This window comes from Streptomyces sp. NPDC043854, from assembly GCF_056436005.1.
In genome coordinates, this window is the sequence record NZ_JBWKDK010000085.1 from 1 (window position 1) to 19,086 (window position 19,086).

At 73.2% G+C, this 19,086-nt stretch carries 16 protein-coding genes and 1 rRNA gene; 10 read left to right on the top strand and 7 right to left on the bottom strand.

Annotation, left to right across the window (positions count from 1 at the left end; genetic code table 11):
- From rrf to AC068A_RS35515, 3 genes are all read left to right on the top strand, one after another.
- Positions 1-65: ribosomal RNA gene (rrf, locus tag AC068A_RS35505) — 5S ribosomal RNA — on the top strand; the annotation flags it as partial.
- Between the two features lie 100 nt (positions 66-165).
- A complete protein-coding gene (locus AC068A_RS35510; protein ID WP_404242407.1) occupies positions 166-429 on the top strand; it encodes a hypothetical protein in 264 nt (87 codons plus the stop codon).
- The gene (locus AC068A_RS35515; RefSeq protein ID WP_478590426.1) at positions 426-812 is read left to right on the top strand and encodes a PIN domain-containing protein; all 387 of its coding nucleotides are present in this window, start codon (positions 426-428) and stop codon (positions 810-812) included. The genes AC068A_RS35510 and AC068A_RS35515 overlap by 4 nt, the downstream gene beginning before the upstream one ends.
- A gap of 16 nt (positions 813-828) precedes the next feature.
- Here AC068A_RS35515 and AC068A_RS35520 read toward each other — a convergent pair whose 3' ends face one another.
- Genes AC068A_RS35520 through AC068A_RS35540 form a run of 5 tightly spaced genes read right to left on the bottom strand, consistent with a single transcriptional unit; the run spans position 829 to position 6,361 of the window.
- Positions 829-2,142: a DUF58 domain-containing protein gene (locus tag AC068A_RS35520; protein ID WP_478590427.1), complete on the bottom strand. Its 1,314-nt coding sequence runs from the start codon at positions 2,140-2,142 to the stop codon at positions 829-831.
- The gene (locus AC068A_RS35525) at positions 2,142-3,104 is read right to left on the bottom strand and encodes an AAA family ATPase (RefSeq protein ID WP_478590428.1); all 963 of its coding nucleotides are present in this window, start codon (positions 3,102-3,104) and stop codon (positions 2,142-2,144) included. The genes AC068A_RS35520 and AC068A_RS35525 overlap by 1 nt, the downstream gene beginning before the upstream one ends.
- On the bottom strand, positions 3,101-4,363 hold the full coding sequence (locus AC068A_RS35530; protein WP_478590429.1) for a DUF4350 domain-containing protein: 1,263 nt from the start codon (positions 4,361-4,363) through the stop codon (positions 3,101-3,103). The genes AC068A_RS35525 and AC068A_RS35530 overlap by 4 nt, the downstream gene beginning before the upstream one ends.
- Entirely contained in the window at positions 4,360-5,040 is a 681-nt protein-coding gene (locus AC068A_RS35535; RefSeq protein WP_478590430.1) for a DUF4129 domain-containing protein, read from the bottom strand. The genes AC068A_RS35530 and AC068A_RS35535 overlap by 4 nt, the downstream gene beginning before the upstream one ends.
- 7 nt (positions 5,041-5,047) lie before the next feature.
- Positions 5,048-6,361, bottom strand: coding sequence for a glycerophosphoryl diester phosphodiesterase membrane domain-containing protein (locus AC068A_RS35540; protein ID WP_478590431.1), 1,314 nt, complete (start codon positions 6,359-6,361; stop codon positions 5,048-5,050).
- 232 nt (positions 6,362-6,593) lie between these two features.
- Between AC068A_RS35540 and mtrA the strand changes: the two genes are divergently transcribed.
- The 6 genes from mtrA (at position 6,594) to AC068A_RS35570 (ending at position 14,039) form a co-directional block, all read left to right on the top strand.
- Positions 6,594-7,283, top strand: a complete 690-nt coding sequence (gene mtrA / locus AC068A_RS35545) for a two-component system response regulator MtrA (protein ID WP_478590432.1) — start codon at positions 6,594-6,596, stop codon at positions 7,281-7,283.
- Positions 7,252-9,315 (top strand): MtrAB system histidine kinase MtrB, encoded by a 2,064-nt coding sequence (gene mtrB, locus AC068A_RS35550; protein ID WP_478590433.1) that lies wholly within the window; start codon positions 7,252-7,254, stop codon positions 9,313-9,315. The genes mtrA and mtrB overlap by 32 nt, the downstream gene beginning before the upstream one ends.
- A complete protein-coding gene (locus tag AC068A_RS35555) occupies positions 9,305-11,188 on the top strand; it encodes an LpqB family beta-propeller domain-containing protein (RefSeq protein ID WP_478590434.1) in 1,884 nt (627 codons plus the stop codon). Before mtrB ends, AC068A_RS35555 begins: the two co-directional genes overlap by 11 nt.
- A gap of 131 nt (positions 11,189-11,319) precedes the next feature.
- The gene (locus AC068A_RS35560) at positions 11,320-12,087 is read left to right on the top strand and encodes a ComF family protein (RefSeq protein WP_478590435.1); all 768 of its coding nucleotides are present in this window, start codon (positions 11,320-11,322) and stop codon (positions 12,085-12,087) included.
- Between the two features lie 349 nt (positions 12,088-12,436).
- The gene (gene hpf / locus AC068A_RS35565; protein ID WP_478590436.1) at positions 12,437-13,135 is read left to right on the top strand and encodes a ribosome hibernation-promoting factor, HPF/YfiA family; all 699 of its coding nucleotides are present in this window, start codon (positions 12,437-12,439) and stop codon (positions 13,133-13,135) included.
- Positions 13,136-13,331: 196 nt separating this feature from the next.
- Positions 13,332-14,039, top strand: coding sequence for a response regulator (locus tag AC068A_RS35570; RefSeq protein ID WP_478590437.1), 708 nt, complete (start codon positions 13,332-13,334; stop codon positions 14,037-14,039).
- A 106-nt stretch (positions 14,040-14,145) separates the two neighbouring features.
- Here the strand turns inward: AC068A_RS35570 and AC068A_RS35575 are convergent, their stop codons facing one another.
- Both AC068A_RS35575 and AC068A_RS35580 read right to left on the bottom strand, forming a co-directional pair.
- On the bottom strand, positions 14,146-15,345 hold the full coding sequence (locus AC068A_RS35575; RefSeq protein ID WP_478590438.1) for a winged helix-turn-helix domain-containing protein: 1,200 nt from the start codon (positions 15,343-15,345) through the stop codon (positions 14,146-14,148).
- A 10-nt stretch (positions 15,346-15,355) separates the two neighbouring features.
- Complete coding sequence (locus AC068A_RS35580; RefSeq protein ID WP_478590439.1) at positions 15,356-15,967, bottom strand: GNAT family N-acetyltransferase; 612 nt, start codon at positions 15,965-15,967, stop codon at positions 15,356-15,358.
- Positions 15,968-16,194: 227 nt separating this feature from the next.
- Between AC068A_RS35580 and secA the strand changes: the two genes are divergently transcribed.
- A complete protein-coding gene (secA, locus tag AC068A_RS35585) occupies positions 16,195-18,969 on the top strand; it encodes a preprotein translocase subunit SecA (RefSeq protein ID WP_478590440.1) in 2,775 nt (924 codons plus the stop codon).
- The last annotated feature ends 117 nt before the right edge of the window (positions 18,970-19,086 follow it).

The following is a 19,086-nucleotide window of genomic DNA, read 5'->3' on the forward strand; positions in this document are numbered from 1 at the left end:
CTAAGCCTTTCAGCGCCGATGGTACTGCAGGGGGGACCCTGTGGGAGAGTAGGACGCCGCCGAACAATCATTGCGGGAAGCCCCGCACCAACCCCTCGGGGGTTCGGTGCGGGGCTTTTCTGCGTTCACGGGTCGTGTGTGTAGACGCCGCTGTAGACTCGCGCCGTGTCCGATGCCATGATCCGAGTGCCGGCTGAGGTGCGCGATCGCCTTGCGGTCATCGCCGAGTCCCGCGGCACGTCCATTCGAGCCCTGGTTCAGGAGTTCGCCGAAAGCATGCTGACCGACGAGGAGAGGCGGGAACGGGCGGAGCAGACGCGTGCCTACCTCGCGAAGCATTTCGGGGTCGAGGTGACCGACGAGGAGAGCGCAGCCATGGGGCGCAAGCTGCGGGAGGCGTTTGCACAGCTGCGGGCCGATGCCGCGTGATCGACCACCATCTCGTCCTGGACACCGGGGCGCTGCTTGCCCTGGCCGGCAATCGCCAGGTGTCGGTACTGATCCACCGGGCACGCTTTGAGCCGGCGTCCCGTTTATGGGTGCCTGTCCTGTCCCTCTTGGAGGCGGAGAAGGAGATGCCGGGGCTCACCGAGCACGTCGGCCAGCTCGACGTCCTCCACACCGTCGACTTCGACTATCCCGCCGCGCTCACCGTGGCGAGGCTCGGGCAGGAGGGGGTGTCGGCAGGCGTCGCCGCCGCGATCCATGCGGCATGGAACCTGCCGGAATGGGGTGCGGACTCACTCGTTGCCACCTTCGAGCCCAAGGCATACGAAGACCGCGGTGTGGTCGTCTTCGACCTCAACCGCTGATGCCGGCCGCCAGCCGTCAGAGGCGGCCGGCGGCCTTCAGGGACAGGTAGGCGTCGGCCAGGGTGGGGGCCAGGGTGTCCGGGGTGGCGTCCACGACATGGACGCCGTGGCGGGCCAGCTGGTCGGCGGTGCGGCGGCGCTGGGCCTGGGTCTGGGCGGCCGCCGCGGCCTCGTAGACCGCGTCCAGGGTGCCGCGGGACCGGGCCATCTCCGCGATGCGCGGGTCGGCGACCGAGGCCAGCAGAACCGTGTGGCGCTGCGTGAGGCGGGGGAGGAGCGGCAGCAGGCCCTCTTCCACCGGGGCGGCGTCCAGGCTCGTCAGAAGGACCACCAGGGAGCGGCGCGGGGCGTTGCGGAGGACGGTCGAGACGAGGGTGCGGGCGTCGGTTTCGACGAGTTCCGGTTCCAGGGTGGCCATGGCGCCCACGAAGGCCGGCAGGATGTCGCCGGCCGAGCGGCCCTGGACCTGGGCGCGCGGGCGGCGGTCGTGGGCCAGCAGGTCCACGCGGTCCCCGGCCCGGGAGGCCAGGGCCGCGAGGAGCAGGGCCGCGTCCATGGCGGAGTCCAGGCGCGGGGCGTCGCCGACGCGGCCGGCGGAGGTGCGGCCGGTGTCCAGGCAGATCAGGATGTGCCGGTCGCGTTCCGGGCGCCAGGTGCGGACGGCGACCTTGTCCTGTCGGGCGGTGGCCCGCCAGTCGATGGAACGGGTGTCGTCGCCGGGGACGTAGTCGCGCAGGCTGTCGAACTCGGTGCCCTCGCCGCGGGTCAGCAGGCTCGTACGGCCGTCCATCTCGCGCAGGCGAGCCAGGCGGGAGGGCAGGTGCTTGCGGCTGGTGAAGGGCGGAAGGACCCGGACCGTCCAGGGGACGCTGTGGGTGCCCTGGCGGGCGAGGAGGCCGAGCGGGCCGTACGAGCGGATCGTGACGCGGTCCGCCTGCCGGTCGCCGCGGCGGGTCGGCAGCAGGCGGGTGGTCAGGCGGCGGCGTTCGCCGGGCGGGATGCGCACGGTGTGCCGGGACGCCTGCTGTTCGGTGCCCGGGAGCCAGCTGCTGGGGGGCCAGGCGTCGCGGATGCGGGCGCGCAGCGTGCGGGAGCCGGGGTTGGTGACGGTGAGGTGGACCTCTGCCGGGTCGCCGAGGCGCACGGAGGTGTCGCCGGAGCGGGCGAGGGCCAGGCGGCGCACCGGGGCCGCGAGGGCGTAGTCGACCGCGCAGGCCACGGCCAGGGGGGCGTTGACCGCGAGGATGCCCGTCCAGCTCGGTTCGAGGACGCCGACGGGGATGCTGCCGAGGGCCGCCAGCAGGGCGGCGCGTCCGGTGAGGGCGGCCATCAGCGGGGAACGGAGACGTGGGACAGGATCGCGGTGAGGACGGCGTCGGCGGTGACGCCCTCCATCTCGGCCTCCGGGCGCAGCTGGATGCGGTGGCGCAGCGTCGGCAGGGCGAGGGCCTTGACGTCGTCGGGGGTGACGTAGTCGCGGCCGGTCAGCCAGGCCCAGGCGCGGGAGGTGGCCAGCAGGGCGGTCGCGCCGCGCGGGGAGACGCCGAGGGTGAGGGAGGGCGACTCGCGGGTGGCGCGGCAGATGTCGACGACGTACCCGGCGATCTCGGGGGAGACGGTGACGGTGGCGACCGCGTCGCGGGCGGCCTCGAGCTGGGCCGCTCCGGCGACCGGGCGGATGCCGGCGGCGTGCAGGTCGCGCGGGTCGAAGCCGGCGGCGTGCCGGGTCAGGACGCCGATCTCGTCCTCGCGGGAGGGGAGGGGGACGTTCAGTTTGAGGAGGAAGCGGTCCAGCTGGGCTTCCGGGAGGGGGTACGTGCCCTCGTACTCGACCGGGTTCATGGTGGCCGCGACCAGGAAGGGCTCGGGCAGGCGGCGCGGGGTGCCGTCGACGGTGACCTGGCGCTCCTCCATGGCCTCCAGGAGGGCGGACTGGGTCTTGGGCGGCGTGCGGTTGATCTCGTCGGCGAGGAGGAGGTTGGTGAAGACCGGGCCGTTCTGGAACGAGAACGCGGCGGTGCGGGCGTCGTAGACGAGCGAGCCGGTGACGTCGCTCGGCATGAGGTCCGGGGTGAACTGGACGCGCTTGGTGTCGAGGTCGAGGGAGGCGGCCAGGGACCGTACCAGGAGGGTCTTGGCGACGCCGGGGACGCCTTCGAGGAGGACGTGGCCGCGGCACAGCAGGGCCACGACGAGACCGGTGACGGCCGAGTCCTGGCCGACGACGGCCTTCCCGATCTCGGTGCGGATCGCTTCCAGGGAGGAGCGGGCGCTGTCCGTGGTGGCCGTCATGAGGTGCGGACCTCTCTTTCGAGGGCGTCGAGGTGGTCGGCGAGCGCGACGAGGGCCGCGTCGTCGGCGGGGGCGGTGCCGAAGAGGAGGGCGGTCAGGTCCCGGCCGCCGGGGTCCGCGAGGCGGGCGGCGACGGCGGGGACGAGGGCCGCGGGATCGTGGGTGTGGGCGGCGGGTACGCCGACGAGCGCGGCGAGGCCTTCGCGGGTGGCGGCGCGCAGCACGGTGGCGGCGCGGTCGCGGGCGGCGGTCTTGCGGTAGAGGCGGGCGCGGCCCTCGGTGGCCTCGGAGGCGCGGACGGCGACGGGCAGCCGCTCGGTGACGAGGGGGCCGAGGCGGCGGGCGCGCCAGAGGGCGGCGAGGGCGGCGGCGATGAAGAGCTGGAGCAGGGCCCAGTGCCAGCCGGCCGGGATCAGTTCGAGGAAGGACTTCTCCTCGGTGTCGCCGTCCTGGAGCTCGGCGAGGGAGGGCAGGTACCAGACCAGGTCGGGGCGGGTGCCGAGGAGCTGGAGGGCGAGGGAGGCGTTGCCCTCGCGGGCGAGGTCCTCGTTGAGCAGGATGCGCTCCGAGCCGAGGACGACGGTGTCCCCGCCGGCGGTGCCGGCGGGGAGGACGAGCACGGTGGGGTGGCCGCCGCTGGGGTAGCAGGCGGCGGCCGCGGGCGCGGTGGTGCTGTAGCGGCGGCCGTCGCCGGTGTCGGCCGGTCCGGCTGCGGTCGCGGCGGTCAGGGCGCAGCCGGGGGCGAGGGTGTGCTCGTGGGCCTTTCCGGCGGTGTGGACGGCGGGGGCCAGGTCGGCGAGGGCGGGTGCGCCGGGGGAGAGGAGGACGGTGCGGCCGCCGGAGAGGTCGATGGCGGAGCGGATGCTGCGGCGCTGGCCGTCGCCGAGCAGGTCGGGGTCGGTGACCAGGAGGGTGGTGCCGGGGCCTGCGGCTTCGGCGGCCTCGTCGGCGGTGGTGACGACGCGGGTGGTGACGCCGCGGGCGCGCAGGAGTTCGGCGACGGCGCGGCTGCCCTCGGGGGCGGGGGAGCGGGGGTCGAGGCGGCCGTGGTGGGTGCCGGAGGAGAGGGCGGCGAGCGTGATCGCGGCGGTGAGGAGGACGGCCAGGGCGACGAGGTAGCCGCGGGCGCGGCGCCACACGGCCGCGGGGGTGGCGCCGGTGGCGGTGGGCCGGGGTGCGGGTGTGCCGGGGGTGTCCGGGGTGCCTGCGGCGGAGGTGGGGGCCGGGGCCGCCGCCGGGGTCGGGGTGGGGGCGGTCATGCCGGGGGTCCCGTCAGGAGCGGCTTCGTACGGGTCAGGGTGAGGTCGAGGGCGCGCAGGCGGGCGTGGGTGTCGGCGTCGGCGGTGCGGCCGCCGTAGGTGACGTCGTCGAAGGTGCGGGCGGCGGCGTGCAGGTCGGCGGCGTGGCCGGGGAGGGCCCGGGCGGCCTCGGCGGCGGCCTCGTCGGCGGTGCGGCCGGGGCGGGGGTCGAGGAGGGTGCGTTCCTCGAGGGAGCGGACGATGGCGCGCATGCGCTCCTGGACGGCGTCGTTCCAGCGGCCCGCGGCGGCGTGGGCGTCGGCGGCGGCGCGGTGGTCGTCGGCGCTCGCCGGGCCGTCGGCGAAGAGGGCGGCCCGGTCGGTGGCGGTCCGGCGGGGGGTGCCGAGCCGCCACCACAGGGCGGCGAGGGCGAGGGCGGCCAGGACGGCGACGGCGACCAGGCCGAGGGTGCCGCCCGGGGTGGTGCTCCCGGCCCGGTCGAAGAGGTCGCCGATCCAGTCCCAGAAGCGGTCCAGGGCGCGCTGGAGCAGCCCGGGATCGTCCTGGTGGTACAGCTGCCTGGACAGCTCGCGTTCGGCCGCCTCGCGGGCGGGCTCGCGCGGTGTCGTCACCGGCGGTGTCGGCTCTGCCTGCGGGAGCGCCGCGCTGAGTGTGATGAGGTCCCCCCTCCCCGTCATCGCCGGGTCAGCCTCCGGTGGGCGGGGCAGCGGGGTCCGTGCCGTAGTCCTCCAGGCCGGCGGCCCGGGCGAGCTCCAGGTCGAGGGCCTCGCGGCGGATGCGCTGGTCGACGTAGAGCAGGACGGTGACGCCGGACTGCATGGGCAGGGTGATGGTCTGCGCGATGACCGAGGCGATGCCGAGGACGACGAGGAAGGTCCAGTCGTCGAGGAGGGTGCCGTCCTCGAAGCCGCTGAACCCGCTGCCGGAGAGGGCGGCGCCCACGAAGGCCATCGGGTAGATGATCACGGCGGAGACGAAGCCGGTGATCAGCGCGGTGAGGGCGGTGATGCCGAAGATGCGCCACCAGGAGCCGTGGACGAGCTTGGAGGAGCGCCGCAGGGCCGTGGGGATGCTGCTCTTCTCCAGCATCAGCGCGGGCGAGGCCAGGCTGAACTTGATCGCCAGCCAGAGCAGCAGCGGGAGGGCGGCCAGGGCGCCGAGCAGGCCGAGGCCGATGCTGCGGGTGAGGACGGCGGGCAGGAGCAGTACGGCGACCAGGACGGCCCCGCCGAGGCCGAGCAGCAGGGTCAGCCCGACCAGGTGCGGCAGCCGGGGGCGGGCGTCGCGCCAGGCCTCGGCCACGGTGGAGCTGCGGCCGAGCACGGCCCGGCTGAAGATCATCGTGAGCAGGGCGGTGGCCAGGATGGCGCCGATGAACTGGACGAACAGGGTGGCGCTGCTGGAGAGCAGGCTGGCGCCCATGGCGTCGAGGAGCGCGCGCGGCCCGGCCTCGGGGTCCGGGGCGGGCAGGTCGGCCAGTGCGTACTTCTTCAGGGCGAGGTCGACGATCTGCACGATCGTCGCCACGACGAGGGAGACCGACAGGACCGAGCGCCACTGGCCGCGCATGGTGGCGACGGCTCCGTCGAGGATCTCGCCCATGTCGAGGGGGCGCAGCGGGATGGTGCCGGGCTTGGCGGCCGGGGGCTTGCCCCAGTAGCCGGGGGCACCGCCGGGGTGGCCGTACCGGCCGCCGTACGGGGCCTGCCCGCTGCCGTACGGGGCCTGCCCGCCGGCGGCGGGGCCTGCGGACGAGGCCCAGCTGCGCGGGGCGGGCTGCTGCGGGGAGGGAGCGGGCCGGGGCGGCTGGGGTGCGCCGGGGCTCTGCCACTCGCCGGGCGGCGGCTGCTCGGCGGACCACTTCTGGCCGCCGGCGGGGGGCCGGGCGGTGTCGTCCTGCTGCGGGCTGCCGCCCTGCTGCTGACCGTCGGGTGCGCCAGGCCGCTCGCCGTCGGACGGGGAGGGTCCGGGCACAGCCCGGCCCGGAGAGTCGTTCATCGTCGCTCCTTCACGTGCACCTGGTGGGGCGGGGGCGCTGGTCGGCTGCCATCGTGCCACGTGGGAACGGTGTGCGGACCAGCCGTCCCCCCGATCTGCGCCGGTCCACCGTCAATTGTCGCCCCGTTCCGGGGCAGACTGGCCGGTGTCCTCCCCATGCAGCTTCGAGGGTCGATTTCCAGCCTTTTTGGCTGTGGGGGAGCTCACCGCCTGGTAACGATTGGCTAATGGGATGATGTCAAGCATGAAGGGACGCGTCCTTGTCGTCGACGACGACACCGCACTGGCCGAGATGCTCGGCATCGTGCTGCGTGGAGAAGGTTTCGAGCCGTCGTTCGTAGCGGACGGTGACAAGGCACTGGCTGCCTTCCGGGAGGCGAAACCGGACCTGGTGCTGCTGGACCTCATGCTGCCCGGCAGGGACGGCATAGAGGTGTGCCGGCTGATCCGGGCCGAGTCCGGGGTGCCGATCGTCATGCTCACCGCGAAGAGCGACACGGTGGACGTCGTCGTGGGCCTGGAGTCCGGGGCCGACGACTACATCGTCAAGCCGTTCAAACCGAAGGAGCTGGTGGCCCGTATCCGGGCCCGCCTGCGCCGGTCGGAGGAGCCCGCCCCCGAGCAGCTCGCCATCGGTGACCTGGTCATCGACGTGGCGGGGCACTCGGTCAAGCGGGACGGCACCTCCATCGCGCTGACCCCGCTGGAGTTCGACCTGCTGGTCGCGCTCGCGCGCAAGCCCTGGCAGGTCTTCACCCGCGAGGTGCTGCTGGAGCAGGTGTGGGGCTACCGGCACGCTGCCGACACCCGCCTGGTCAACGTGCATGTGCAGCGACTGCGCTCCAAGGTCGAGAAGGACCCGGAGCGCCCCGAGATCGTCGTGACGGTGCGTGGTGTCGGCTACAAGGCAGGACCGAGCTGACGTGAAGCCCGGCAGGCCGCAGGGCGGCTCCCGCTGGGGGGCCCTGCGGGCCGGCCGGCTGCTCCAGGACGGGGCGCCCGGCGGGCCTGTGCTGCGGTTGTTCGTACGACTGGTGCGCCGGCCGCTGCTGCCGGCTGTCCGGCTGTGGCGGCGCAACATCCAGCTGAGGGTCGTCGCCGCGACGATGCTGATGTCGCTGGCCGTGGTGCTGGCGCTCGGCTTCGTCGTGATCGCGCAGGTCAGCAAGGGCCTCCTCGACGCGAAGGAGGAGGCCGCGCAGAGCCAGGCCGCGGGCGGTTTCGCGGTCGCGCAGGAGAAGGCCAACACGCCGGCGACCGTGGACGGGCCCGACGTCACCGACAACAAGGTGGGCCGGGACGCCAGCACCTGGATGAACTCGCTGGTCAAGCAGCTCGCCAGTGGCGGCCAGACCGCGTTCGAGGTGGTCGCCCTCGGCGTCGGCACGGGCAACGGCTCGGGCACCGGCGCCGCGACGAACGGTGCGGCCCCGGGTACCGGCACGCAGCCGGGCGGGGCCGGCGCATCGGGCGTCAAGGGGGCCCGCGCCTCCGGCAACGTCGACCCGACCGCGAGCATCCCGCCGCAGCTGCGCAAGGCCGTCAACCACGCCACCGGCACGTTCAAGACGTTCTCGCAGATCAAGTACACGGACGGGGCGGGCGGCAAGTCGCCCGAGCCCGCGCTGGTCGTAGGCAAGCGGCTCACCGACATCAACGGCGACCCGTACGACCTGTACTACCTCTTCCCGCTGACGCAGGAGGAGGAGTCCCTCAACCTGGTCAAGTCGACGATCGCCACCGCCGGGCTGTTCGTCGTGGTGCTGCTCAGCGCCATCGCCTGGCTGGTCGTACGGCAGATCGTGACCCCGGTGCGGATGGCCGCGGGCATCGCCGAGCGGCTGTCCGCCGGGCGGCTCCAGGAGCGGATGAAGGTCACCGGCGAGGACGACATCGCGCGTCTGGGCGAGGCGTTCAACAAGATGGCGCAGAACCTCCAGGTCAAGATCCAGCAGCTGGAGGACCTGTCGCGGATGCAGCGCCGGTTCGTCTCCGACGTCTCGCACGAGCTGCGCACGCCGCTGACGACCGTCCGCATGGCCGCCGACGTCATCCACGACGCCCGGGTCGACTTCGACCCGGTGACCGCCCGCTCCGCCGAGCTGCTCGCCGGACAGCTGGACCGCTTCGAGTCGCTGCTGGCGGACCTGCTGGAGATCAGCCGGTTCGACGCGGGCGCCGCGGCCCTGGAGGCCGAGCCCATCGACCTGCGCGACGTGGTCCGCCGGGTCGTCGAGGGCGCCCACCCGCTCGCCGAGCACAAGGGCACCCGGATCCGGGTCCTCGGCGACACCCAGCCGGTGATCGCCGAGGCCGACGCCCGGCGCGTCGAGCGGGTGCTGCGCAACCTCGTCGTCAACGCCGTGGAGCACGGCGAGGGCCGTGACGTGGTGGTCCGGCTCGCGTCCGCGGGCGGGGCCGTCGCCATCGCCGTACGCGACTACGGCGTCGGTCTCAAGCCCGGCGAGGCCACCCGGGTCTTCAACCGCTTCTGGCGGGCCGACCCGGCGCGGGCCCGCACCACCGGCGGCACCGGCCTCGGCCTGTCCATCGCCGTCGAGGACGCCCGGCTGCACGGCGGCTGGCTCCAGGCCTGGGGCGAGCCGGGCGGCGGCTCGCAGTTCCGGCTGACCCTGCCGCGGACCGCCGACGAGCCGCTGCGGGGCTCCCCGATCCCGCTCGAGCCCGAGGACTCGCGGGCCAACCGGGCCAAGGCCGCGGCCGACGCGGCCGGCCCCGGCACGGGCCCGGCCGGCTCCGGGTCCGAGGGCTCCGGAAGCAACCGGACCCAGGCCCCGGCGCGGCCCGACATCGCGGCGATACCGCCGCGGTCCGCGGTCGCCGGGGCGGTGCCGGTGCCCGCCGACCCGACCGCCCTGCCGGGCAACGGGGCCCGTGTCGTGGCCCGGCCGGCCGACCAGGCAGCACAGGAGGATGGAGCAGGTGGACGCTGAGCCCGTACGCGCAGCCAGGGACGGCCGCGGGGCGGCGGCACGGGCGGGCGCCCGGACGCGGGCCCGGGCGGCCGCGGGCTGCGCCGCAGCCAGCGCGGGCGCGCTGCTGCTCGCCGGCTGCGCCTCGATGCCCGACAGCGGCGAGATCCGGGAGGTGCGGGCCTCGCAGGGCGTCGACTCGCAGGTGCGGGTGTTCGGCGTGCCGCCGGCCGACAAGGCGGGCCCGACCGACATCGTCGACGGCTTCCTGGAGGCCATGACCAGCGACGATCCGCAGCTCCAGACCGCCCGCAAGTACCTCACCGAGGAGGCGGCGAAGAACTGGAAGCCCGGCGCGGCCGTCACCGTGCTCTCCGGGGGCATCGACCGGTTCTCCGTCCAGGGTGAGAAGGACCCGGCCGGGCCCCGCTTCAAGATGACCGGCAAGATGCTCGCGACGGTGGACGAGCGCAGCGCGTACCAGCCGGACACGACGGGCGGCCGCTACGAGGAGTTCCTGCAGCTGGTGCAGGAGAACAAGCAGTGGCGGATCGCGACGCCGCCGAAGAGCCTGGTGCTCAGCGAGTCCGACTTCCAGCGCATCTACATGCCGGTCAACAAGTACTACTTCGCGGGCGGCACGCTCGTGGCCGACCCGGTGTACGTGCGCCAGCGCAACGACCCCGACTCGCGGATGGACCCCACGACGCAGACGGTGCAGTCGCTGCTGGCCGGTCCGTCCAAGTGGCTGGGTCCGGTGGTCACTTCGGGCTTCCCGGCCGGTACGGAGCTGCGGGAGGGCACCAAGTCCCTCGCGTACGACGGGCAGAACACGCTGCGGGTGCCGCTCAACGGCAAGGCCGACGACGTCGCGCAGCCGCAGTGCCAGAAGATGGCCACTCAGCTGCTGTTCACCGTCAAGGATCTGACGGCGTCCCGGCTGGACCGGGTCGAGCTGCTGCGCTCGGACCGCTCCTCCCTGTGCTCGGTCACCGAGGCGGGCGCGGCGGGCATCGCGCACCGGGTGCCGAGCCCCGACCACCAGTACTACGTCGACGCCGACCACCGGCTCGTGCGGATGAAGCTCGACGTGAACAGCGAGGACCAGCAGTACCGGCCGGAGCCGGTGCCGGGGCCGCTGAACCCGCCCGGCGCCCCCGCCTTCAAGGTCGGTTCGGCAGCCGTGAGCTATGACGAGAAGCGTGCGGCGGTCGTCTCGGAGGACGGGCACGGGCTGTCCCTGGTGAGCCTGACCACGGCCGGTCCGATGCCGCAGCCGGTGCTGACCGGCAAGGGCGCCAAGCCGAACGGGCTGTCCGCGCCGAGCTGGGACGCGGCGGGCGACCTGTGGGTCGCCGACCAGGACCCGCAGAACGCGGCGCTGTACCGGGTGCCCGCGGGCACCACCGCCGCGCAGAAGATCGACGTGGCCGGGCTGGGCGGCGGGCGGATCACCGCGCTGAAGGCGTCCCCGGACGGGGTGCGGATCGCGCTGCTGGTGCAGAAGCACAACGGCAAGCACCTGTACATCGGGCGGATCGAGCGGCCCGGGGGCGGCCGGGCCGACCAGCCGGGGGCGGTGTCGGTGCGCGAGCTGCGCCCGGCCGCCCCGCAGATGGCGGACGTGACGGCGCTGAGCTGGGCGCCGCGGGGCAGGCTGCTGGTGGTGGGCCGGGAGAGCGGCGGCGTCGTGCAGGCCCGGTACATGCTGGCGGACGGATCGATGGTCGCGGCGAGCCTGCCCGGGGCGGCCGGGCTGGTCGCGGTCGCGGCGACGGAGGACGAGCGCAAGCCGGTCGTGGCCGCCTCGGAGGAGGACGGCATCGTGTGGCTGCCGCCGGGTGCGCAGTGGCGCACGGTGGCGGGTGGCCGGGCCCCGGTGTACCCGGGCTGACCGGTCGCACGCGGGTGGCGGCAGCCGGCAGCGGCTGACGGGCAAAGCCCCGGCCGGCCTCGGTCGAGCCGGGGCTTTCCCCTTTTCCACAGGCGGTGGCGGGCTCGCGGGCGGCCCGGCACAGTAAGGGGATGCTGGGGTGGTGGCAGGAGCTCGCCGGGCTGGTGCTGCCGGGGGTCTGCGCCGGCTGCGGGGCGCCGCGGGCAGTGCTGTGCGCCGACTGCGGGCGGGCGCTGGACGGGGCCGCCGCGGGCCCGGTGCGGCCCTCCTGGCGGCCGCGGGGGCTGCCCCCGGTGTACGGGGCCGGGCCGTACGAGGGTGTCGTACGGGCGGTCGTGCTGGCGCACAAGGAACGCGGGGCGCTGGCCTTGGCGCGGCCGCTCGGGGCGGCGCTGGCGGCGGCGGTCCTCGCGGGCACGGCCGGCGGCGGGGCGGCGGCGCCCGGGGCCGCGGCGGGGGTGGGCTCCGCGGCGGTGGTGCTGGTGCCCGTGCCCTCGGCGCGCCGGCAGGTGCGGGCGCGCGGGCACGATCCGGTGCGCAGGATCGCGCTGGCGGCCGCGGCCCGGCTGCGGCGGGCCGGTGTCCCTGCGCGCGTGGCGTCCGTATTGCGCCAGGTGCGGCCGGTGGCCGACCAGGCGGGTCTGGGGGCGCGGGAGCGGCGGGAGAACCTCGCCGGGGCGCTGGCGGTCTGCCGGGGCGGTGCGCGGCCGGTGGGCGGGGCCCGGGTCGTGCTGGTCGACGACGTGATCACGACCGGGGCCACGCTCGCGGAGGCGGCGCGGGCGCTGCGGGCGGCCGGGGCCGGGCCGGTGGCCGCGGCGGCCGTGGTGGCGGCTCCGCCCGGGTCTTTCGTACGAATCCGGTCGTCTACCCGGACAGAGCAACATTCCTGTGAATAGATTTGGAACTGATGGGGAAGGCGCATCGTTGCAGGTAACGAGAGGGACTGGACACCTGAACGGAGGTACGTTCCGGTAGCGGGTGCCGACAACCGGCATGGAGAGATATGTTCGGTTGTAAGGAACTGGCGACCCTGGGGCTCGCATCGGATCGCACGTTTCGCATTTGCTGAATCTTCGTGTCAGAGACTGTCTCTCGACTCCGAAGTCGGTGGGGTGTAGATCTTGCCGATGGGGGAGGAGGAGGTGAAAGTCGCCAAGTCCGAGGCTCCGGTGAACACCGGAGCCTGGTGCGAAAGGGAGACGCTTCGCCTTTGGGAGGCGGGGCTATCCGGGAACGGAGTTCTGCGTGGACATCGTCGTCAAGGGCCGCAAGACCGAGGTGCCCGAGCGGTTCCGCAAGCACGTTGCGGAGAAGCTCAACGTGGACAAGATCCAGAAGTATGACGGCAAGGTCATCAGCATGGATGTCGAGGTGTCCAAGGAGCACAACCCGCGACAGGCCGACCGTTCCGACCGTGTCGAGATCACGCTGCGTTCGCGCGGGCCGGTGATCCGTGCCGAGGCCGCAGCGGCCGACCCGTATGCGGCGCTGGATCTGGCGCAGGAGAAGCTCGAGGCCCGGCTGCGCAGGCAGCACGACAAGCGCGCGACCCGCCGCGGCAGCGGCAGGCTTTCGGCGGCCGAGGTCGCCGATGCGGTACCGGACGCCGCGACCCTCAACGGGCACGGCATGCCGGTTTCCGCCGAGGAGGCGGACGCGATTCCCACGACCCGGATCGGGTCGCTGGAGGTACAGGGCGAAGGCCCGCTCATCGTCCGCGAGAAGACGCACTCGGCGTCCCCCATGTCGCTCGACCAGGCCCTCTACGAGATGGAGCTGGTCGGCCACGACTTCTATCTGTTCGTCGATTCCGAGACGAAGATGCCGAGCGTCGTCTACCGGCGTCACGGCTACGACTACGGCGTGATCCACCTCAACTCCGACCAGGTCTCCAGCATGGACGAGCCCGGCCCGGGAGGCGCGGGCGGAGCACTGGGCGGCTGACGCCGCGTCGGGTTTCCGCGCGGTGCCCCTGCCGGACGCGACGTGTCCGGCAGGGGCATCCCTGTGACCGGATATGGGCCAGGCGTCCGCTCACGCCCCCGGCGGGCTGCGCGGGCATGGAATCATGGCGGTCAGTCAACCGGCGGGTGCGTGCGCCGGGTTGGCCGGCAGCTCGGCACGTGCAGGGGGAGGAACGATGGCGGACGCTTTCCAGCCGGTGCGCGAGGACGACAGCGGCGGCGGCGAGCCGATCCGGGTGCTCGTCGTCGACGACCACGCCCTGTTCCGGCGCGGGCTGGAGATCGTCCTCGCCCAGGAGGAGGACATCCAGGTCGTCGGGGAGGCCGGGGACGGGGCGGAGGCGGTGGACAAGGCGGCGGACCTGCTGCCGGACATCGTGCTGATGGACGTGCGGATGCCGCGGCGCGGCGGGATCGAGGCGTGCACGTCGATCAAGGAGGTGGCCCCCTCCGCGAAGATCATCATGCTGACGATCAGCGATGAGGAGGCGGACCTCTACGACGCGATCAAGGCGGGCGCCACCGGATACCTGCTGAAGGAAATCTCCACGGACGAGGTGGCCACGGCGATCCGCGCGGTGGCCGACGGGCAGTCGCAGATCAGCCCCTCGATGGCGTCGAAACTCCTCACCGAGTTCAAATCCATGATCCAGCGGACGGACGAGCGCCGGCTGGTGCCCGCGCCCCGGCTCACCGACCGCGAGGTGGAAGTGCTCAAGCTCGTCGCGACCGGGATGAACAACCGGGACATCGCCAAGGAGCTGTTCATTTCCGAGAACACGGTGAAGAACCACGTCCGCAACATCCTGGAGAAGCTCCAGTTGCACTCCCGGATGGAGGCCGTGGTCTACGCGATGCGGGAGAAGATCCTGGAGATCCGCTAGGACCTCCGGGAGTTCGTGGCCGGATCCGGCCGGGAGCCGGGCGGGGCCGGGCCGGACGGGTGGATTCCGGCCGGCTTCGGCCCGGGTTCCGGCCGGCGGGTGCGGCTCAGAGGGCCGCCAGTTCGGCGGTGACCGCCGCCGCCTCCTGCGGGGTCTGCGCGCGCTCCACCCGCACGTCGTCACAGCCGACCCACTCCGCCGCCTCGCGCAGCGCCGCGGCCATCGCCGGGGCCGCCTTCGGCGAGGTCAGGGACAGCTGCCGGGCCACCAGCGTGCGGCCCTCGCGGGCCGGGTCCACCCGCCCCCGGAGCCGGCCGCCCGCCAGCAGCGGCATCGCGAAGTAGCCGTGCACGCGCTGCGGCTTGGGCACGTACGCCTCCAGCTTGTGGCTGAAGCCGAAGATCCGCTCGGTCCGCGGGCGGTCCCAGACCAGGGAGTCGAAGGGGGAGAGCAGGCTCGTGCGGTGCCGGCCGCGCGGGGAAGCGGCCAGTGCCTCCGGGTCGGCCCAGGCGGGCCTGGCCCAGCCCTCGACCTCCACCGGGACCAGGCCGGAGTCGGCTATCACCGCGTCGAACTGCTCGCCCTTGATCCGGTGGTAGTCCGCGATGTCGGCGCGGGTGCCCACCCCCAGGGACTTCCCGGCCAGTCCGACCAGGCGGCGCAGGCACTCGGTGTCGTCCAGGTCGTCGTGCAGCAGATCCTCCGGCACCGCCCGCTCGGCCAGGTCGTAGACCCGCTTCCAGCCGCGCCGCTCGGTGCAGACCACGTCACCGGCGTCGAGCAGCCACTCCACCGCGATCTTGGTCTCGGACCAGTCCCACCACGGGCCGCCGTTCCTGGCGCCGCCCAGCTCGGTGGAGGTGAGCGGGCCCTCGGCCCTCAGCCGGTCCAGGACGAGCGCGCAGGAGCCCTCGCGGTCCTTCATCCGGTGCCAGCGGTAGCCGTGCTCCCGTCGGGCCCGGCGCCGGAAGGCGAAGTGCGGCCATTCCTCGATCGGCAGGATGCAGGCCGCGTGCGACCAGTACTCGAAGGCGCTGGGTCGTGCCGGAGGCGCGCCGTCCGCTGCCGTGGACCAGTACGCCCGCTCGACCGCCTCGCGGCCCACCGCGCCCAGGCGCGCGTACGGGATCAGCTCGTGCGAGCGGGCCAGTACGGAGATGGTGTCCAGCTGTACGGCGCCCAGGTGGCGCAGCACCCCGCGCACCCCGCCGCGCCGGTCGGGCGCCCCGAGGAACCCCTGCGCGCGCAGGGCGATCCGGCGCGCTTCGTCGGCGGACAGGGACACGGCGGCGGTGGCGGTGGTCATGCGCCGCAGCCTAGGCCCCGCCACTGACAGCGGGTCCGTGCCCCGGTGCCGGGAGGTACGGCAGCCGCGACGGCAGCCCCAGGTCGGAGGGGAGCAGTGCGCCGGCCCAGCAGTCGCGCAGGGTGCCGCGGTGCTCCATGCCGGCCCGCTGCACGCCCTCGACGGTGAACCCGGCCTTCTCGGCGACGGCCCGGGAGGCGGTGTTGCCGACGCCGGCCCGCCAGACCAGCCGGACGCAGCCGGCCTCGGTGAAGGCCCAGCGGGCGACCGCCAGCACCGCCTCGGTGGTGTGGCCGCGGCCGCGGTGCCCGGGGGCGGCCCAGAAGCCGATCTCGTGGGCGTGGCTGCCGCGGGGGACCACGGCCGTGGAGGCCACCAGGGGACCCTCGCCGCCGTCCCGCCCGGCGAGCCGTACCGCGAAGTTGAACTCGGTGCCGTCCCGCCAGCCGTTCGGCACGGTCTGCAGGACGTAGGCCTCCGCGTCGGTGCGCCGGTAGGGGACGGGCACGGGGATCCAGCGCTGGATCTCCGGGTCCTGGCACGCGGCCAGCACCTCGTCGACGTCCTCGGGGCGGTGGGGGCGCAGTATCAGCCGTTCGGTGGCCAGGGCGGCGGGTTCCATGACGGAATTCTGCTGGCGCGGTCCGGTCCGGGCGAGCGGATTTCGGTTCGGGCGGCACCTTCGCCGCCCCCCGTACGTTCTCATTCCGGGCGCATGCCGCCCCGCGGCCATGGCGGACCTCCCGGCGCGACCGTGTCCTCGCTTACGATGGCCGGTGCGGTGGGGCCCACCCTCCGTGCCCGCGTACGAACCAGTGCCAGGCCCGACCGGCAAGGAGACAAACCTCGGTGTCCGTCTTCAACAAGCTCATGCGTGCAGGCGAAGGCAAGATCCTGCGCAAACTGCACCGCATCGCGGACCAGGTCAACTCCATCGAAGAGGACTTCGTCAACCTCTCCGACGCCGAGTTGCGAGCGCTCACGGACGAGTACAAGCAGCGGTACCAGGACGGCGAGAGTCTGGACGACCTGCTGCCGGAGGCCTTCGCCACCGTCCGCGAGGCCGCCAAGCGCGTCCTGGGCCAGCGGCACTACGACGTCCAGCTGATGGGCGGCGCGGCGCTGCACCTGGGCTACGTCGCGGAGATGAAGACCGGTGAGGGCAAGACCCTCGTCGGCACGCTGCCGGCGTACCTGAACGCGCTGTCCGACAAGGGCGTGCACCTGATCACGGTGAACGACTACCTGGCCGAGCGCGACTCCGAGATGATGGGCCGCGTCCACCGGTTCCTGGGCCTGTCCGTCGGCTGCATCCTGGCCAACATGACCCCGGCGCAGCGCCGCGAGCAGTACGGCTGCGACATCACCTACGGCACGAACAACGAGTTCGGCTTCGACTACCTGCGCGACAACATGGCGTGGTCGAGGGACGAGCTGGTGCAGCGCGGCCACAACTTCGCCGTGGTCGACGAGGTCGACTCCATCCTGATCGACGAGGCCCGCACCCCGCTGATCATCTCCGGCCCGGCCGACCAGGCCACCAAGTGGTACGGGGACTTCGCCAAGCTGGTCACCCGCCTGACCAAGGGCGAGCCGGGCAACCCGCTCAAGGGCATCGAGGAGACCGGCGACTACGAGGTCGACGAGAAGAAGCGCACCGTCGGCATCCACGAGGCCGGTGTCTCCAAGGTCGAGGACTGGCTCGGCATCGACAACCTCTACGAGTCGGTCAACACGCCGCTCGTCGGCTACCTGAACAACGCCATCAAGGCGAAGGAACTGTTCAAGAAGGACAAGGACTACGTCGTCATCGACGGCGAGGTCATGATCGTCGACGAGCACACCGGCCGTATCCTCGCCGGCCGCCGCTACAACGAGGGCATGCACCAGGCGATCGAGGCGAAGGAAGGGGTGGACATCAAGGACGAGAACCAGACCCTCGCCACGATCACCCTGCAGAACTTCTTCCGCCTCTACACCAAGCTCTCCGGCATGACCGGTACGGCCATGACCGAGGCCGCCGAGTTCCACCAGATCTACAAGCTGGGCGTCGTCCCGATCCCGACGAACCGGCCCATGCAGCGCAAGGACCAGGCCGACCTGATCTACCGCACCGAGGTCGCCAAGTTCGCCGCCGTCGTCGACGACATCGCGGAGAAGCACGAGAAGGGCCAGCCGATCCTCGTCGGCACCACCTCGGTCGAGAAGTCCGAGTACCTCTCGCGCCAGCTGTCCAAGCGCGGCATCCCGCACGAGGTCCTCAACGCCAAGCACCACGAGCGCGAGGCCGTGATCGTCGCCCAGGCGGGCCGTCGCGGCGCCGTGACGGTCGCCACGAACATGGCCGGCCGCGGTACCGACATCAAGCTCGGCGGCAACCCGGACGACCTCGCCGAGGCCGAGCTGCGCCAGCAGGGCCTGGACCCCGAGGAGCACATCGAGGAGTGGGCGCACGCCCTGCCCTCCGCGCTCCAGCGCGCGGAGGCGGCCGTGAAGGCCGAGTTCGAGGAGGTCAAGGCGCTCGGCGGGCTGTACGTGCTGGGCACCGAGCGGCACGAGTCGCGCCGTATCGACAACCAGCTGCGCGGCCGCTCCGGCCGTCAGGGCGACCCGGGCGAGTCCCGCTTCTACCTGTCGCTGGGCGACGACCTGATGCGCCTGTTCAAGGCGCAGATGGTCGAGCGCGTGATGTCGATGGCGAACGTGCCGGACGACGTGCCGATCGAGAACAAGATGGTGACGCGCGCGATCGCGTCGGCCCAGTCGCAGGTCGAGACCCAGAACTTCGAGACGCGCAAGAACGTCCTGAAGTACGACGAGGTCCTCAACAGCCAGCGCGAGGTCATCTACGGCGAGCGCCGCCGCGTCCTGGAGGGCGAGGACCTGCACGAGCAGGTGCGGTACTTCATGGACGACACCATCGACGCGTACATCGCGGCCGAGACGGTCGAGGGCTTCGCCGAGGAGTGGGACCTGGACCGGCTGTGGGGCGCGTTCAAGCAGCTCTACCCGCTCAAGGTCACGATCGAGGAGCTCGAGGACGCGGCGGGCGACCGCGCCGGCATCACCGCCGAGTTCATCGCGGAGTCGGTCAAGGACGACATCCACGAGCAGTACCAGACCCGCGAGAAGGCACTCGGCTCCGACATCATGCGCGAGCTGGAGCGGCGCGTGGTGCTGTCGGTGCTGGACCGCAAGTGGCGCGAGCACCTGTACGAGATGGACTACCTCCAGGAGGGCATCGGCCTGCGCGCGATGGCCCAGAAGGACCCGCTGGTCGAGTACCAGCGCGAGGGCTTCGACATGTTCAACGCCATGATGGAGGGCATCAAGGAGGAGTCCGTCGGCTACCTGTTCAACCTGGAGGTCCAGGTCGAACAGCAGGTCGAGGAGGTCCCGGTGCAGGAGGCCCCGGCGGTGGCCCCCGGCCCGCGCCCGGAGATCCGCGCCAAGGGCCTCGACAGCCCGCAGCGGCCGGACCGGCTGCACTTCTCCGCCCCGACGGTGGACGGCGAGGGCGGCGTGGTCGAGGGCGACTTCGAGGCCGAGGAGGGCGACGGGATGACCCGCGCCGAGCGTCGCAAGGCGCAGAAGGCCGCCGGCGGCCGCCGCCGCAAGAAGTAGCCGGCGCCCGCAGGGGCACCCCCGCCGGGGGGGGGGGGGGGGGGGGGGGGGGGGGGGGGGGCGGGGGGTGGGGGGGGGGGGGGGGGGGGGGGGGGGGGGGGGGGGGGGGGGGGGGGG

Excerpts from the sequence above, each read along its gene's own strand:
- mtrA (WP_478590432.1), top strand. The coding sequence starts at position 6,594 with ATGATGTCAAGCATGAAGGGACGCGTCCTTGTCGTCGACGACGACACC.
- AC068A_RS35560 (WP_478590435.1), top strand. The coding sequence starts at position 11,320 with ATGCTGGGGTGGTGGCAGGAGCTCGCCGGGCTGGTGCTGCCGGGGGTC.
- AC068A_RS35540 (WP_478590431.1), bottom strand. The coding sequence starts at position 6,361 with ATGAACGACTCTCCGGGCCGGGCTGTGCCCGGACCCTCCCCGTCCGAC.
- AC068A_RS35520 (WP_478590427.1), bottom strand. The coding sequence starts at position 2,142 with ATGGCCGCCCTCACCGGACGCGCCGCCCTGCTGGCGGCCCTCGGCAGC.
- AC068A_RS35530 (WP_478590429.1), bottom strand. The coding sequence starts at position 4,363 with ATGACCGCCCCCACCCCGACCCCGGCGGCGGCCCCGGCCCCCACCTCC.
- AC068A_RS35525 (WP_478590428.1), bottom strand. The coding sequence starts at position 3,104 with ATGACGGCCACCACGGACAGCGCCCGCTCCTCCCTGGAAGCGATCCGC.
- AC068A_RS35580 (WP_478590439.1), bottom strand. The coding sequence starts at position 15,967 with ATGGAACCCGCCGCCCTGGCCACCGAACGGCTGATACTGCGCCCCCAC.
- AC068A_RS35535 (WP_478590430.1), bottom strand. The coding sequence starts at position 5,040 with ATGACGGGGAGGGGGGACCTCATCACACTCAGCGCGGCGCTCCCGCAG.
- AC068A_RS35570 (WP_478590437.1), top strand. The coding sequence starts at position 13,332 with ATGGCGGACGCTTTCCAGCCGGTGCGCGAGGACGACAGCGGCGGCGGC.
- AC068A_RS35575 (WP_478590438.1), bottom strand. The coding sequence starts at position 15,345 with ATGACCACCGCCACCGCCGCCGTGTCCCTGTCCGCCGACGAAGCGCGC.